Source organism: Telluria antibiotica (genome assembly GCF_011682055.1).
Taxonomy (GTDB): domain Bacteria; phylum Pseudomonadota; class Gammaproteobacteria; order Burkholderiales; family Burkholderiaceae_D; genus Telluria; species Telluria antibiotica.
Genome location: NZ_JAAQOM010000006.1, coordinates 198,232 through 213,685, shown reverse-complemented (window position 1 = coordinate 213,685; position 15,454 = coordinate 198,232). Strand labels below are relative to the sequence as shown.

The following is a 15,454-nucleotide window of genomic DNA, read 5'->3' as shown; positions in this document are numbered from 1 at the left end:
CGTGCGGGCGCCGACCGCTTTTCGTTCAGGAGTCGTCGTGTCGAATGCAGTGTCGCGGGCAGGCGCCGGTTACCGAAGTGATCCCTTCGCAGCCGAGCTCCCGCTCATGTTGATCACCCCCGCGTTGTTCGCGGCCAATCTCGTCGTCGCCCGCTGGACGCAGGGCGCGGGCATTCCGCCCGTGTTCCTCGCGTTCGGACGCTGGCTGCTCGCGTTCCTCGTGCTGCTGCCGTCCTGCGGCCCCCGCATGTGGGCGCTGCGCCATACGCTGCGCGCGAACTGGCAGCGCATCCTGCTGCTGGCGGGGCTGGGCATGGGCTTGTCCGTTGCACCGCAATATATCGGCGCGCGTCACACGAGCGCGGCCAACGTGGGGATCATCCTCGCGGCCTGCCCGGCGCTCGTCACGATGATCGAGACGCTCGTGTGGAAGGCGCCGCTGTCGCGCCGCCAGGCGGGCGGCATGTTCCTCGCGATCCTCGGCGTGTTCATCGTTCTGTCGAAGGGCGACGTGACGGCGCTGGGCCAACTGGAATTCGGCCGCGGTGACCTGTGGGTCGTGCTGGCCGCATGCGGCTGGTCGTTGTACACGGTGTTCAACAAGCGCCTGCCGCTGCCGCCGCTGCCGGCGACCGTCAAGCTGGCCGCGCTGATCGGCGGCGGGGCGCTCGTGCTGGCGCCGTTCGCCGCCATCGAAGCGGCCAGCGGCAACGTGCCCGATTTCGCCGACGGCCGTCTGTATGTGGCGCTGGCGTTCCTCGCCGTCGTGCCGAGTCTCGGCGCCTACTTTTTCTTCGACCGCCTCGTCGCGGCGGCCGGCCCTGCGCGCGCGAGCCTGACCGTGTACCTGATCCCGCTATTCGCGACCCTGGCCGCGTGGCCCCTGCTGAAGGAAGCGCCGCACGTGTACCACGCCGCCGGCTTCGCGGTCATCCTGGCCGGCGTCGCCGTCGCCAGCATGCGGCGGCGCTGAAGATCAGTAGGCCGTCTGCGTGTACGGGCGCGCGGTCGGCGCCTTGCCCCAGTCCTTGTCCGGCGTGGCCTGCATGCGGAACACGAGCTCGCCGCCGGCCATGATCTGTTCGTGTGTGAGTACGCTGCGTGCGAGCGGCCGGCCGTTCAAGGTAACGCTGCCCACGTACGGATTCGTATCGGACAGGCCCTCGGTCCGCACCGTGAAACGCTTCCCGTTCGCCAGGTTCAACGTGGCGCGCTCGACGAACGGCCGCCCGATCACGTACTCGTTGCTGGCCGGCGCCACGGGATAAAAGCCGAACGCGGTGAAGGCGAGCCAAGCGGACATCTGGCCCAGGTCGTCGTTGCCCGCCAGGCCGTCCGGCGCGTCGCGGTACTGGCTCGCGACGATCTGCGCGAGGCGCGCCTGCGTCTTCCACGGCGCCCCTGCATAGTTGTACAGGTAGGCCACGTGGTGCGACGGCTCGTTGCCGTGCGCGTAGTGGCCGATGAGTCCCGAGATGTCCTCCATGTGCGCGTACACGGCCGGGTCGACCTTCGCATCGAACACCTGGTCGATCTTCGCAACGAGGCCCGCATCGCCACCCAGCATCGCCACGAGGCCCGCGTTATCGTGCGGCATATACCAGGAATACTGCCACGCGCTGCCTTCCGTGTAGTCGCTGCCAAAGTTGGAGCGCACCGGATCGAACGGTTCGCGAAACGTACCGTCCGATTTTTTCGCGCGCACGAAGCCCGTCTGCGGATCGAACACGTTGCGCCAGTTCTGCGCGCGCTCGAAGTAGCGGTCCGCGACGTCGCGCCGGCCCATCTTCGCGGCCATGCGCGCGATGGTCCAGTCGTCGAACGCATACTCCACCGTTTTCGACGCCGCTTCCGGTTCCAGGTCGATCGGCACGTAGCCGAGCTTCATGTAGTACTGCAGGCCGCCGTACGGGCCATACTCCGCGCTGGCCGTCATCGCGCGCAGCGCCTCGTCCGCGTCGAAGCCTTTCAACCCCTTCATGTACGCGTCGGCGATGACCGGGACGGCGTGGTAGCCGATCATGCACCACGTCTCCTGGCCCGCGAACTGCCACACGGGCAGGATGCCGTATGGGCTGGCCTTCTGCGACTCGATCAGCGAGCGCACGAAGTCGACGTTGCGCCGCTCCGGCTGGATCAACGTGAGCAGCGGATGCAGCGCGCGGTACGTGTCCCACAGCGAGAACGTGGAGTGGAAGCGGTAGCCCCGCGCCTCATGGACCTGGTTGTCCGGTCCCCGGTAGCGGCCGTCCGTGTCCATGAACAGGCTCGGTGCGAGCAGCGCGTGGTACAGGCTCGTGGTCACGATGCGCTTCAGCGGCGCGGGCGCCTCGACGTCGACGGCGGCCAGTGCCTGCTCCCAGGCGTCGTGCGCGCGGCGGCGCTCCCCGTCGAAGTCCCAGCCGGGCATCTCGCCGAGGTTGGCCAGCGCGCCGTCCTCGCTGACGGGGGACAGCGCGACCTTCACGAGCACCGTGCCGTCGGCCGGCCGGCCGAAGCCGAATGTGCCTTCGAGCGCCTTGCCTTCGACGAGGATTTTTTCGGACGGCGTCTTGCCCGGCGCTGCGAACCCTTTGTAGTCGACGCCTTCCTCGCGGTTCAGCAGCCGGTGCGTGACGATCGGACGCGAGAAGCGGATCGCGAAATACAGCTGGCGTCCCGGTGCCCAGCCGCGCGTTTCGCGCATGCCGGTGACCGTGTCGTCGCCGCGCAGGCGCAGGCGCGACCACAGGTTCTTGCCGGACCAGTCGTAGATGCTCGAGCGCAGGTCGAGGATCACGTTCGCATCCGCGCCGGGCTTGAAGCGGTAGCGATGCAGGCCCACGCGCTCGCTGGCCGTCAGTTCGACGTCGACGTCGTTGTCCTGCAGCCGCACGGCGTAGTAGCCGGGTTCCGCATGCTCGTCATTGTGCGAAAAGCGCGAGCGGTAGCCGCTGAATGGGCGCTCCGGATAGCCCGGCTCCAGCTTCACGTCGCCGCTCGTCGGCATCAGGAGGACATCGCCCAGGTCGGAATGGCCCGCGCCGGAGAAGTGCGTGTGCGAGAAGCCGAGGATGGAATCGTCTTCGTAGCGATAGCCGGCCGCCCACGGATAGCTCTGGCGGAAGTGACGCACCTGCGTGTCGGGACTGAGCTGCACCATGCCGAACGGGCGCGTCGCGCCGGGAAACGTATGGCCGTCGCCGCCCGTGCCGATGAACACGTCGACGGCATCCGTGCGGTTGGCCGCGTGGACGAGGGGACCCGCGCACAGCGCGGCGAGGGCAAAAGGCAGGACGGACTTGAGGATCATACGAGGACGCATGCTGTCTCCAGTCGGTTGGCGGGGGATCGCCCCGCGCTCGGGTGGGCGCGCCGGATCGTCGGCGTTGCGCTGTCGAAGCAGGACCATAACGCGGATCGTGCGGGCCCGGCAACCGCGACACATCGTGTTGCGTGACGTTGCGGCATAATGCCGCGTGGTTGATTACAAGGAGACGCGCTGATGAACCTGTCCCGCCGCAGCATCCTGCTTGCAGTGCCCGCCCTCGTGTTCGCGCGGTCCGCGCGCGCGGCCGCGCCCGCCGCCGCCACGCGTGCGCTCGCGGACCTCGAACGCCGCGCCGGCGGACGGCTCGGCGTGGCCGCCTGGCGTCACGGCGGTGCGCCGGTGCTCGCATGGCGCGGCGACGAGCGCTTCCCGTTCTGCAGCACGGCGAAGGTGATGGTCGCGGGCGCCGTGCTCGCGCGCGCGACGCGCGAACCGGGCCTGCTCGACGAGCGCGTGCGCTACCGGGCTGCGGACCTCGTCGCGTGGTCGCCCGTGACCGAGAAGCACGTGGACGAAGGCATGACGATCGCGGGCCTGTGCGCGGCCGCGCTGCAGGCGAGCGACAACAGCGCGTGCAATCTGCTGCTCGACCGCATCGGCGGCCCGGCGGCCGTGACGGCGTTCGCGCGCCGCATCGGCGACACGGCGTTTCGCCTGGACCGCCGCGAGACGGCGCTGAACACGGCGATCCCGGGCGATCCGCGCGACACGACGACCCCGCGTGCGATGGCCAGGAGCCTGCAGGCGCTGCTGCTCGAGGAGGCGCTTGCACCGGAGGCGCGCCGCCGCCTGCTCGACTGGATGCTCGGGAACACGACGGGCAAGGAACGCATCGAGGCCGGCGTGCCGGCCGGCTGGCGCGTGGCGGACAAGACGGGCACCGGCAGCTACGGCACGACGAACGACGTCGGCATCGTCTTCCCGCCGCAAGGCGCGTCCATCGTCGTCGCCATCTATTACGCGGGCGCGACGCCGGATGCGCACAGCGACAGCAAGGTCGTCGCGGACGCCGCGGCCATCGTGGCACGTACGCTGGCCGGGGCCTGATGCGGATCGGGCCGATGGCGCGCGACGATCTCGCCGGGGTCCTGGCCGTGCAGGCCGCGTGCTACCCGCCGGCGATGCAGGAGCCGGCGCACGTCGTGCTGGCACGCCTTGCGGCGAGTCCCCGCACGGTGCTGGTCGCGCGCGATGACGCCGGCGTGTGCGCCTACCTGTTCGCGTATCCGTCGCGCCTCGGCAGGGTCACGCCGCTCGGTGCCCCCTTCGCCGTGGCCGCGGAACCGGACACGCTGTACTTGCACGACGTGGCCGTGGCCCCACGTGCGGCCGGGCAGGGCGTGGCGCGCAGGCTCGTCGCGCGTCTGCACGACGATGCTGCCGTGCGCGGCCTGCGCCACGCGGCGCTCGTGTCCGTACAGGATTCGCTCGAATTCTGGGAAAGCCTCGGCTACGCGCCGGCGGCGGGCGACCATGCTGCGCTTGCCACGTATCCCGGCGCCGCCCACTACATGACGAAACGGTTGTAATCGCGCCGCGCGCCGGCCCGGTTGGACGGTGTCGGAAGACTAGTCTGAAGAATAAGAATATTCTTAGTGTGCCCGTAGCACGAAAAAATCCGTGTCGTTTGATATCTCGCAACGTAGCAACGTTGTGTTCGGTTAGCCTAGTTGACGGAATACATATCGAAAGCGAGAAATGAGAGCAGTACAAGTCGAACGTGGGCACGGTGACCATTGATGGGGGCGCGCATCTTATTGATCCAGGGCCATCCGGACTGCCATCGGCCGCACCTGTGCCACGCGCTGGCCCACGCCTATGTCGAGGGCGCGCGCGACGCCGGGCACGAGGTTGACGTCGTCGAACCGGCAAGGATGAGTTTTCCCCTGTTGACCAGCCCCTCCGAATGGTGGCACGGTTCCCCGCCGCCGCAGCTGGCGGCCGTGCAGGAGGCGATCCAGCATGCCGACCACCTCGTCTTCGTCTATCCCTTGTGGATGGGCGACATGCCTGCGCTGATGCGGGGCTTCCTCGAACACGTCACGCGTCCCGGCGTGTTCATGGACGATCCGCACCGGCCGTTCGGCGCCGGCCTGCTGGGTGGACGCAGTGCGCGGCTCGTCGTCAGCATGGAGATGCCGGCCGTCGTCTACCGCTGGGGCTACGGCGGCTACGGTGTCAAGATGATGCGGCGCCAGATTCTCGGCCGGGCGGGCATCCGTCCCGTACGCACGACGCTGATCGGGCGCACGCACGCGATGTCGGCGGAGCGCGTCGCGACGTGGGGCGATCATATGCGCAGGCTGGGCGCCTCGGCAGTCTGACCGGCCGCCAACCGTGCGCTCCTTGACGCTCCCGGCGGATGTCGGCACAGTGCCGGCAAGGCGGCGCCTTTCGTGGCCGCCCCTCCGAGCCACTCTCCGATCGCCCGATGCCCGCTGCTTTGCAGGTCCCCCCGTCGCCGCCTGCCATCTCCACACCGGCCGCCGCGGCCGCCACGCCGACCTTCGATGAAGCCTACGCGCGGGCGCGCGCGCTGGCCAACGGCGGCCACCCCGATGAGGCGTTGGCCGCCTACGAAGCGCTGCTGGCGCGCGCGCCGGACAACGTGGACGTCCTGCTCGGTCGCGGCATCGTCCATGCGCGCCTCGAACACTGGCCTGAGGCCGAACGCGACCTGCGCGCCGCGGCCACGGCCGCGCCCAAGTACGCGGACGCATGGTCGGCGCTCGGCGACATGTACCTGTGGAGCGGCCGGCCGGCGCAAGCCGCCGATGCCTACGCGCGACTGATCGCACTGCGGCCAAGCGACCCGGCGCCGTACCTGGCCCGCGGCCGTGCGCTGCGTGCGCTGGGCCGCGATGCCGATGCGCGCGCGGACCTGGGGCGGGCCCGCGCGCTCGGCGCCACCGGCGAGGCGGCCGATGCGCTGGCGGCGGCACTGCAGCCCCGCGCGGGCAATCCGGACGCGGCGATCGCGCACGGCTACACATGGGCCGCGGGCCTGTCGGCCACGTGGACGGACCCGGGCCGGGGACCGCGCTGGAACGACGAAACGGTCAGTGTGCGTCATTACACGAACGGGGGCTCGCTCGCGTTCGAGACCTTGCGCGCGCAGCGCTTCGGGCGGCACGATGTCGCATGGGGGCTCGACGGCTATGTGGGCCTGTGGTCCGGTGCGTATGCGAACCTGCGCTACCAGCGCGCCGCGGCGGCCCGGCTGTTTCCCGCCAACGCGGGCCGCGTGGAACTGTATCAGGCGCTGGGCAGCGGCTGGGAAGCGTCCGTCAGCGACGACGTCCTTGGCTTTGCCGCGCGCGTCAACATCTACGGCGCGAGCATCGCGAAGTACGCGGGCGACTGGTATGTGCAGCTGCGCCACCAGAACATCGTGTCCGCGGAGTCGCACGGTACGGGCGAGCGTCTGCTTGCCCGCTGGTTCTACGCGGGCGACGCCGACACCTATCTTGAAGCGACGCTGAACAGTGGCCGCAGCGACGATCCGCTGAGTCTCGTGGGCGGCCAGGGCCGCTCCGGCGGCGGCACCGTCACGTGGGTGCGCTACTGGACGCCCGCGTGGGGCACGCGCGTGGGCGCGAGCGTCGCGCGGACGGGCGGCGCGGCCGACCAGCGCGCGCTGACTTTTGCGCTCTACCGGCGCTGGTAACCCGGGTTACGGCGCCGGATGCGCGGCCCGCATGACGAGCACGGGCACGCGCGACTCGGCAAGCACCTGCTGCGTCACGCTGCCGGCCAGCAGCCGGGACAGTCCGCGCCGGCCGTGCGAGGCCATGAAGATAAGGTCGCACTTGCGGTCTTCGGCGGTGGCGATGATCGCCTCGGCCGGCGAATAATCGAGCAGTGCGATCGGCGTGCAGCGCACACCCGCGGCGGCGGCGGCCGTGGCGACGCGCTGCGCGTGTTCGTTGGCGGCCGCCAGCAGGGCGGCATCGTCGAGGCCGGGATCGATGGCCATCGCCGCTTCCGCCGACGCGGCAGGCAGGCGGGGCTGGCCGACGGCGACCACGACGACTTCGCTGCCGAGCGCCCGCGCGAACGCGATGGCGGCCCGCTCGGCGGCGGCGGAGACATCGGAGCCGTCCGTGGGGACGAGGATGCGATCATACATGGCGGTTCTCCTGGCCGGTGCGATGCTCCAGCATGGCGAATCCGCGCAACAAATTGTTTGATCTGGATCAAACCGTGCGGAAGCTGCCTTCCGCAACGACGCGGCCGCCGCCGCCCACGGCGAAACTGCCGGCCGCGAGGTCGGCGCCCAGCACGAGTTCGCTGCCCAGCGGCGCGGGTGCGCGGAACCGTCCTTCCAGCGCGAGGATGCGCCGGCCGCACGCCTGTTCCAGCTCGGCGCAGGCGCGCGCCAGCGTATGCATGCCGTGGATGATCGGCTGCTTCATGCCCATCACGCGCGCCGACCATGCCCACAAGTGGATCGGATTCCAGTCGCCCGAGATGCGGGCGTAGGCCCGACCCATGCCGCGCGGGATGCGCCAGCCCGTCAGCACGGGCAGGGCCTTCGCTTCCGGCCGCGCACGGCCCTGACGCCGCTGGCCGCGCACCACGAGATAGGTGCTGCGGCAGCTGAAGATGACCGTATCCTGCTGGCGGGCCACGGTGTCCAGCTCGGCGACGACGGCGCCGTTGTCGGCTGGCGGCCGGATGGTGACGGTCGTGGCCAGCACGAGCGGGACGTCGCGCAGCGGCTCCGCCAGTGCGCGCAGTGCGTTTTCCGTGTGCACCGTGCCGGGCAGGCGGAACGGGAAGGCATCGTCCAGCATCGTCGCCACGTGCGCGCGCTGCGCGAGCAGGTAATAGTACGTGAGGGGGATGCCGTCGTCGCGGAAGCCCAGTGCCTGGCGGTAGCGGCGCAACTGGTGCGGGTCGATGCGGTCGAGGACGTAGGTGGTGCGCGGCGTGGGCACGCCGTTCAGGCGGCGCGGATGCTTGAACAGGGCGCGCAGCAGGGTGGCGGCGCCCAGTCGGGGAAGCGGTGACGGTGAGTCGGCGTTCATCGGAGCCTGGCAAACGTAAAACCCCATTGTGCCTGAAACTTTAACTTGCGCTGCAAGACTTGTGAAATCGGATCATCCACGTTACCCTAACGATTTGGCATAAAGAATCACTGTTTTAGATGAGGATGGAATGAAGAAGGTCGTTTTGTTGGTGTCGGCACTGGCCGCAGCGGGATTCGCCACGGCCCAGGAGGTCGTGAAGATCGGCCATGCTGCCGCCATCACGGGTCCCGTGGCCCATTTTGGCAAGGACAGCGAAAACGGCGCGCGGATGGCCGTCGACGCGCTGAACGCGCGCGGCGCGACGATCGGCGGCAAGAAGGTCAAGTGGGTGCTCGTGCCGGAAGACGACGGCGGCGACCCGAAAGCCGCGACGGCGGCCGCGCAGAAGCTGGCGGACGCGAAAGTCAATGCCGTGATCGGCCACGAGACGTCGGGCACGACGATCCCGGCCGCGAAGATCTACAACGACGCGGGCATCCCGCAGATCTCGCCGTCGGCCACGAATCCGAAATACACGCAGCTGGGCTACAACACGGCGTTCCGCGTCGTCGCGAACGATGTCCAGCTGGGCCGCGCGCTGGGCCGCTACGCCGTCAAGACGATGGGCGCGAAGCGCATCGCCGTCATCGACGACCGCACGGCGTACGGCCAGGGCCTCGTGACGGAATTCTCGAAGAGCCTGGGCCAGCAGGGCGTGACGCCCGTCGCGCGCGAATTCACGAACGACAAGGCGACGGACTTCGCGGCGATCCTGACCAAGATCCGCGCCAGCAATCCGGACCTCGTCTTTTTCGGCGGCATGAACGCCGTTGCGGGCCCGATGCTGCGCCAGATGAAGCAGCTGGGCATCAACGCGCGCATGATGGGTGGCGACGGCATCTGCTCGGATGCGATGCAGCCGCTGTCGGGCAATACGATGGCCGATGGCCAGGTTGTGTGCGCGGAGGCGGGCGGTGTCGAGGACAAGGGCAAGGCCGGCATGGATAAATTCCGAGCCGAGTACAAGAAGCGCTACGGCATCGACGTGCAGATCATCGCGCCGTATTCGTACGATGCCGTGCTGGCGATCGCGTCCGCGATGGACAAGGCCGGCTCCAGCGCGCCTGCGAAATACCTGCCGGAGCTGGCCAAGGTGCGCTATCCCGGCGTCACCGGCACCATCGCCTTCGACGCCCACGGCGACATCCGCGACGGCGTCCTCACGCTGTACACGTTCAAGGGCGGCCACCGCACGCCGATCGGCGTCACGAAGTAGGGCGCGACCGGCCCGGCGATCAGGCCGCGGGCCGGTCGTCCCGGCGCGCGGGCGCGCGCGCTTGCGGGTGCGCGAGCATCAATTCGTCGAGCAAACCGCGCGCAGCCTGCAGCACCTGGTCCGACACGGCCGGGTTGCCCTTCGCGGCGCCGCGCGCGACCGCGACGCTGCCGATCAGCGTGGCCACGACGACCATCGCCCGTGCCAGCGCGTCGCTGCCCGGCGCGTCGTGCTCGATCTGGCGCTCGAATGCGCGCACCATCACCATATAGCCTTCGGCGAAGCGGGCGCTGATCGTCGTGTCCTGGCGTCCGATCTCGCTGGCCGACGCGGCCATCGGGCAGCGGTCGCCGTAGTCGTCGCGGCTGTCGAGCGACAGGTAGCGGTCGAGGAAACGCGCGAGGTCGGGCATGCCGTCCGACGTCGCGGCATACATGCGCGAATTGGACTGCTCGAGGCCATACGACAGGGCCGCCAGCGCCAGTTCTTCCTTCGAACGGAAATGCGCGTACAAGGCGCCGTGCGTCAGGCCGGCTTCCTTGCTGATCTCGGCGACCCCGACGCCGTCGATGCCGCGTTCCCTGAACAATTTGCTGGCCGCCCGGATCAATGCGGCGCGGTTGTCGGCAGCCTTCTCTTTGCTGATTCTCATGCTGTGCTTGTTGAGCCAGGCGCGCGCAGCCTGGTGGTGTCGTGGCGTTTCCGCGTGATGAAATTATGGATTGTGGGTGCGAGTATAACGCCAGGCGACGCACGCACGGGTCGCGAATTTATTGACAAAGGTGAGATCGTGTCCCAGGGAGCGACGCCGCACCACTTTGGTGAGGGGGCGGCGATGTAACATTGCGTTCGCCACGGTTCTGGCCGTGGCGGCGGCAGGTCAGCCTTCCGTGGCCGCGTCGAGCCAGGCCTCGAGCGCGTCCAGCGGCATCGGCCGCGCCATCAGGTAGCCCTGCACCTCGTCGCAGTCGGCGGCGCGCAGGAACTCGAGCACGTCGGCCGTTTCGACGCCTTCCGCCACGACGGACAGGCGCAGTGCGTGCGCCATGTCGACGAACGCCTTGACGAAGTCGAACGCGCTGATCCGGCCGTCGTCCTGCAGCACGAACGACCGGTCCAGCTTCAGGATGTCGATCGGCAGGCGGCGCAGGTAGGCGAGGCCGGAATAGCCGGTGCCGAAGTCGTCGACGGCAAGCTTCACACCCAGCACGCGCAGCTCGTCCAGCATGGCAGCCGTGCGCGCCATGTCCTCGATCAGCGCGCTTTCCGTCAATTCCAGTTCCAGGCAGGCGGCGGGCAAGCCCGTACGCGCGAGCACGTCACGCACCTCGTCGACGAAGCCGGCCTGCGCGAGCTGGCGCGCGGACACGTTCACCGACACGCGGATCGCCCGGCCCTGGCGCTCGATGAGGCGCCGCGTCTGGCCGCATGCCTCTTCCAGCACCCAGCGGCCGATCGGCACGATCAGGCCCGTCTCTTCCGCGATGCCGATGAATTCGCCCGGCGAGACCCGTCCGAGGTCGGCGCTGTTCCAGCGGAGCAGCGCTTCCAGCCCGACGACGCGCATGGTGCGCAGGTCGACGCGCGGCTGGTAGTGCAGCTCGAATTCGCTGCGCGCCAGCGCGGGCCGCAGCGCCATCTCCAGCGCCATGCGTGCCTGCGCGGCCAGCGTCATCGCGGGTTCGAAGAAGCGATAGCGGTTGCGGCCCGCGCGCTTGGCGCCGTACATCGCGGTGTCGGCCGTCTGGAACAGCAGCTCGCGCGTGGAGGCGTCGTGCGGGAACAGGCTGATGCCGATCGACCCGCCCGCGTTCACGTCCTGGCCGCCCACGCGCACGGGCAAGCCCAGCGCATCGAGCAGCTTCTGCGCGATGGCGCCCGCATCCGCCGGGCCCGCGCACTCGGCCGCCACGACGAATTCGTCGCCGCCGAGGCGGGCGATCACGTCGCCGGGGCGCATCACCTTGCGCAGCCGCGTCGCCACTTCGCACAGCAGCACGTCGCCGAGATCGTGGCCGAACGAATCGTTGACTTCCTTGAAGCGGTCGAGGTCGAGGAACATGACGGCCACGGCGCGGCCCTGCGGGCACGCGTCGAGCATGTGCTGGACGCGCTCGTGCAACAGCGCGCGGTTGGGCAGGCCCGTCAGCGTGTCGTGCGTGGCCAGTTGTTGCAGCCGGGTCTCGGCCTGCTTGCGGCCCGTGATGTCGCTCATCAGCCCCGTGACGCTCGTCACGTTGCCGGCGGCGTCGCGGCGCACGCTCCCGTTGAACAGCACGTGCACATGGCCGCCCTGTGCATGACGCAGGCTCGCCTCCACGCCCTGGACGTGTTCTTGCGCGTCGTGCGCGGCGAGGCCGTGCCAGGGGAACGTGTCGAACAAGTCGTCGAGCGTGCGGCCGAGCAGCGCCTCGCGCGCATGGCCGGACAGGCTGCACAGCGCGGGATTCACGTCGAGCACGCGCCCGTCCGCGCCCGCGAGGACGTAGCCGGCCGGCGTCATCTCGATCACTTCGCGGAAGCGCTGCTCGCTGGCGCGCAGCTGGCGTTCCGCCTCCTCGCGTTCCGTCAGGTCGCGCACGATGGCCTGGAAGTATTCCTGGCCGCCGTCCTCGAAGCGCGACACGTGCACCTCGGCGGGAAAGCGGCTGCCGTCCTTGCGCCGCTTGGTCATGCGCAGCAGGTGCGTGTGGCCGGCGCGCAGGCTGGCGAGCATGCCCGGTGTGTACGTGTGATGGCCGTCGATGCGTGTGACCGGCAGGCCGACGAATTCCGCTTCCGTGTAGCCGAAGCTGGCGCAGGCGCGGCCGTTGGCGGCCACGATGCGCAGGTCGTGGTCGGCGATGACGATGCTGTCGCCCGCCTGCTGGAACAGGCTGCGGAAGCGCTTCTCGCTCTTGTGGACGGCATCGAGCGCGGTGCGCTTCGCCGTGATGTCGTGGAAGTAGACGGACAGTCCGTCCGGGGTGGGATAGCAGCGTACTTCGAGCCACGTGCCCGACGGTTCCCAGAACGCCTCGAAGAACCCCGGTTGCCCGTCCGCCAGCGCTTGCCGGTAGTGTGCGATGAAAGGCGTGCCTTCGAGTTCCGGCGACACGTCGAGCAGGGGGCGGCCCACGTTTGGGCCGACGGCCACGCCGATGAACGCGGCCGCCTTGCGGTTGGCGTAGATGATGCGCCAGTCGCGGTCGATGGCGAAGAATGCGTCGCCGATGCTCTCCAGCATGGCGTTCAGGCGTTCGCGCGACAGTTTCAATTCCTCGCGCGCCGCGCGGTGCGCCGTGACGTCGCGCGCGCTCGCGTACACGAGGCCCGCCCGTTCCGACCAGCACGCCGACAGCGACAGGTAGACCGGCTGCCCATCCTTGCGCCGCCAGCGCAGTTCGCGTTCTTGGCAGGCATGGCCTTGCAACACCTCGGCGCCCAGCGCGGCCAGGTCCGCGCGCTCATCGGGGTGCAGCAGCTCGAGCACGGGGCGTCCAGCCAGCTCGGCCGGTGTATAGCCGAGGATGTCGCCGGCGGCCGCGTTGACGCGCACGATGCGGCCGGAAGCGTCCAGCACGGCCATCAGTTCGAAGGCGAGGTCGATATGCGCGATGTAATCTGCGGCGGAGGCGGGCAGGGCCGGCGCGTTCATCATGGGACTCCAGGGTCGCTTGGGGAGGGCCCGAGCCGGCACGACGGCGGGCCGGGCGCGGGCGGGCTTGCGGGGCGTAGGTGGCTCCGCATTATATCATTCTGCGTGGAAACTATTTCAGGCGTTGAGGCGTGGATGCCACAATTGTGTGGACACCGGCCCGCCGCGGAGGGGGCGGACCGGTGGTTGGCCAGCGCGTCCGTCAGCGCTCCAGGTTGTCGTCGGCGTCGAGGTCGTCCTGGTCGAGTTGGCTCCGTCCCGAACGGCTGCCCTGGCCGCCACTTTGCAGATTGCCGCGCTGGCTGTCGCTCTGCTGGTTCCGCTGGTTCCGCTGGCTCTGCTGGTTCCCGCCCTGGCGGATGCGGGAATTGTCGCCCGGACCGCTGCCCAGGTCGGATTGCGACTGGTTGCCCTGGCCGAGGTTGCCACTCTGCTGGCTGCCCAGGTCGCCGCGTTGCGCGTTGTCGCCCGGCCCGCTGGCCAGGTCGGAATTCTGCTGGTTGCCCTTGCCCTTGTTTTCCCGGTTGGTCGGCATAGTCGTCTCCTTGATCGGAAGGTGAAACCTCATGGTAGGCCGACTGGCAGGGGGGACAATCGGAGCAGGCACCAGCGGGATGTAGGACGTGTCGGACAGGGCTGATCCGTGTTCGAAAATGCAATGCGGATTGGGAACGATTGCATGTCAAAACATTGACAAAATGTTCAATCCATGGCGGAATCCATGATCGGCACGCGCGGCGGCCAGCATTTACGAAAAAAAAATGAGCAGAAGCAGCACTGGGAAGGTAAGGGGCACGGGACGGACCACGCTGGAAGAGGTGGCGGCGCACGCGGGCGTATCGACGATGACGGCGTCGCGCGCGCTGAGCCAGCCGCAACTCGTGTCCGACGCGACGCGTACCAAGGTGGAGCTGGCCGTCGTGGAACTGGGCTATGTGCCGAACCGCGCCGCGCGCGCGCTCGCGTCCGCGCAGTCGCGCGTGATCGTGGCCCTCGTGCCGTCGCTGTCGAACGTCGTGTTCACGGCGGTACTGGACGGCATCCATGATGCGATCGAGCACGGACAGTATCAACTCCTGATCGGCAACACGCGTTATTCCGATGCCGAGGAAGAAAAACTGCTGCGCACCTACCTGCAGTCGAATCCGGACGGCATCCTGCTGTCCGGCCTCACGCACAGCGAGCAGGTCGAGCGCATGCTGGCCGGATCGCGCATGCCGGTTGTGTCGATGATGGACCTGGCCGACGACCCCACCGAGCTGTCCGTGGGCTTCTCGCAACACGACGCGGGGCACGCCATCACGCGTCACCTGCTCGACCGCGGCTACCGGCGCATCGTGTTCGTGGGCGCCCAGCTCGACGAGCGCACCTTGCGCCGTGCCGACGGCTACCGCCAGGCGATGCAGGCGGCGGGGCTGGCCGACCCGCGACTGGAAATCATGGTGCCGGCCCCGTCCACGATCGCGCTCGGCGCGGAGTTGATGCGCGAGGCGCTGGAGACATTGCCCGACTGCGACGCCGTATTCTTCTGCAACGACGACCTCGCCCACGGCGCCATCTATTACTGCCAGCGCCACGACATCCGCGTCCCGCAGGACGTGGCGATCGCCGGCTTCAACGACTTGCCGGCGTCCGCGTGGATGGTGCCGTCGCTGACGACCATCGACACGCCGCGCTACCGTATCGGCTACGAGGCCGCGTCGCTGCTGCTGGACGTGATCGGCGGGCGCGAGCCTCGCGAACGCCGCATCGACCTGGGCTTTACCTTGCGTGAGCGGGAAAGCACCTGAGCGGCCGTCGTGCCTCGCTGTCGCCAAATAATCACCGCATTGCGCTTTACATTTTTCCTGGAATCGTTACACTGTGAGTATTGCCTGGTAGCGCTACCAAAGCGGTGGTGCTACGGCGGTGTGGAATGCGTGGGGGGCTGCGCATTCTTCTATCAAATCTCCTCTTCAGGACCGGCAGCGATAGACTCCCGGTCCTATTTTTTTGTTCGCAATACCCGTTGAGAATAGGAAACAACTAGGTTAAAGTTGTAATTTCATCTATTTACTGTCAACGGGGTAGGCGGTGCTCGAGTTTTTACTTCCAGGGATCATCATCGGCGCAGCGGGTCTCGGCGCGATTTTTCTGTTCACAAGGCGAGGCAGCCGGACGCGTGCCTGGGTGACTGCGACGCCAAATCGGATTGCGGGGACGGGGATCGTGCTTCTCAT

13 protein-coding genes are annotated in these 15,454 nt (G+C 68.6%); 7 read left to right on the top strand and 6 right to left on the bottom strand.

Going from position 1 to position 15,454, the window contains the following annotated elements; all coding sequences use genetic code 11:
• Nucleotides 1-106 precede the first annotated feature (106 nt).
• On the top strand, nucleotides 107-973 hold the full coding sequence (locus tag HAV22_RS12005) for a DMT family transporter (protein WP_166859307.1): 867 nt from the start codon (nucleotides 107-109) through the stop codon (nucleotides 971-973).
• A gap of 3 nt (nucleotides 974-976) precedes the next feature.
• Here the strand turns inward: HAV22_RS12005 and HAV22_RS12000 are convergent, their stop codons facing one another.
• Nucleotides 977-3,304, bottom strand: coding sequence for a GH92 family glycosyl hydrolase (locus HAV22_RS12000; protein WP_229421194.1), 2,328 nt, complete (start codon nucleotides 3,302-3,304; stop codon nucleotides 977-979).
• A 180-nt stretch (nucleotides 3,305-3,484) separates the two neighbouring features.
• Between HAV22_RS12000 and bla the strand changes: the two genes are divergently transcribed.
• The 4 genes from bla to HAV22_RS11980 all read left to right on the top strand — a co-directional run bounded on the left by bla (nucleotide 3,485) and on the right by HAV22_RS11980 (nucleotide 6,977).
• Nucleotides 3,485-4,357: a class A beta-lactamase gene (bla, locus tag HAV22_RS11995; RefSeq protein WP_166859306.1), complete on the top strand. Its 873-nt coding sequence runs from the start codon at nucleotides 3,485-3,487 to the stop codon at nucleotides 4,355-4,357.
• Nucleotides 4,358-4,371: 14 nt separating this feature from the next.
• Complete coding sequence (locus tag HAV22_RS11990; RefSeq protein WP_166859305.1) at nucleotides 4,372-4,839, top strand: GNAT family N-acetyltransferase; 468 nt, start codon at nucleotides 4,372-4,374, stop codon at nucleotides 4,837-4,839.
• A gap of 210 nt (nucleotides 4,840-5,049) precedes the next feature.
• Nucleotides 5,050-5,634 carry an NAD(P)H-dependent oxidoreductase gene (locus HAV22_RS11985; protein WP_166859304.1) on the top strand — a complete coding sequence of 195 codons (585 nt, stop codon included), beginning with the start codon at nucleotides 5,050-5,052 and terminating at the stop codon, nucleotides 5,632-5,634.
• 107 nt (nucleotides 5,635-5,741) lie between these two features.
• Nucleotides 5,742-6,977, top strand: coding sequence for a YaiO family outer membrane beta-barrel protein (locus HAV22_RS11980; RefSeq protein ID WP_166859303.1), 1,236 nt, complete (start codon nucleotides 5,742-5,744; stop codon nucleotides 6,975-6,977).
• A 6-nt stretch (nucleotides 6,978-6,983) separates the two neighbouring features.
• Here HAV22_RS11980 and HAV22_RS11975 read toward each other — a convergent pair whose 3' ends face one another.
• Nucleotides 6,984-7,439: a universal stress protein gene (locus HAV22_RS11975; protein ID WP_166859302.1), complete on the bottom strand. Its 456-nt coding sequence runs from the start codon at nucleotides 7,437-7,439 to the stop codon at nucleotides 6,984-6,986.
• 67 nt (nucleotides 7,440-7,506) lie between these two features.
• A complete protein-coding gene (locus tag HAV22_RS11970) occupies nucleotides 7,507-8,340 on the bottom strand; it encodes a MaoC family dehydratase (protein ID WP_229421193.1) in 834 nt (277 codons plus the stop codon).
• 130 nt (nucleotides 8,341-8,470) lie between these two features.
• Here HAV22_RS11970 and HAV22_RS11965 point away from each other — a divergent pair, with 130 nt between their 5' ends.
• Complete coding sequence (locus HAV22_RS11965) at nucleotides 8,471-9,598, top strand: branched-chain amino acid ABC transporter substrate-binding protein (RefSeq protein ID WP_166859301.1); 1,128 nt, start codon at nucleotides 8,471-8,473, stop codon at nucleotides 9,596-9,598.
• A gap of 19 nt (nucleotides 9,599-9,617) precedes the next feature.
• Here the strand turns inward: HAV22_RS11965 and HAV22_RS11960 are convergent, their stop codons facing one another.
• From HAV22_RS11960 to HAV22_RS11950, 3 genes are all read right to left on the bottom strand, one after another.
• A complete protein-coding gene (locus tag HAV22_RS11960; protein WP_166859300.1) occupies nucleotides 9,618-10,250 on the bottom strand; it encodes a TetR/AcrR family transcriptional regulator in 633 nt (210 codons plus the stop codon).
• A gap of 228 nt (nucleotides 10,251-10,478) precedes the next feature.
• Nucleotides 10,479-13,238 (bottom strand): bifunctional diguanylate cyclase/phosphodiesterase, encoded by a 2,760-nt coding sequence (locus tag HAV22_RS11955; protein ID WP_166859299.1) that lies wholly within the window; start codon nucleotides 13,236-13,238, stop codon nucleotides 10,479-10,481.
• Nucleotides 13,239-13,437: 199 nt separating this feature from the next.
• Nucleotides 13,438-13,770 (bottom strand): hypothetical protein, encoded by a 333-nt coding sequence (locus HAV22_RS11950; protein WP_166859298.1) that lies wholly within the window; start codon nucleotides 13,768-13,770, stop codon nucleotides 13,438-13,440.
• Between the two features lie 226 nt (nucleotides 13,771-13,996).
• Between HAV22_RS11950 and gntR the strand changes: the two genes are divergently transcribed.
• Entirely contained in the window at nucleotides 13,997-15,025 is a 1,029-nt protein-coding gene (gene gntR, locus HAV22_RS11945; protein ID WP_166859297.1) for an HTH-type transcriptional regulator GntR, read from the top strand.
• Nucleotides 15,026-15,454 lie beyond the last annotated feature (429 nt).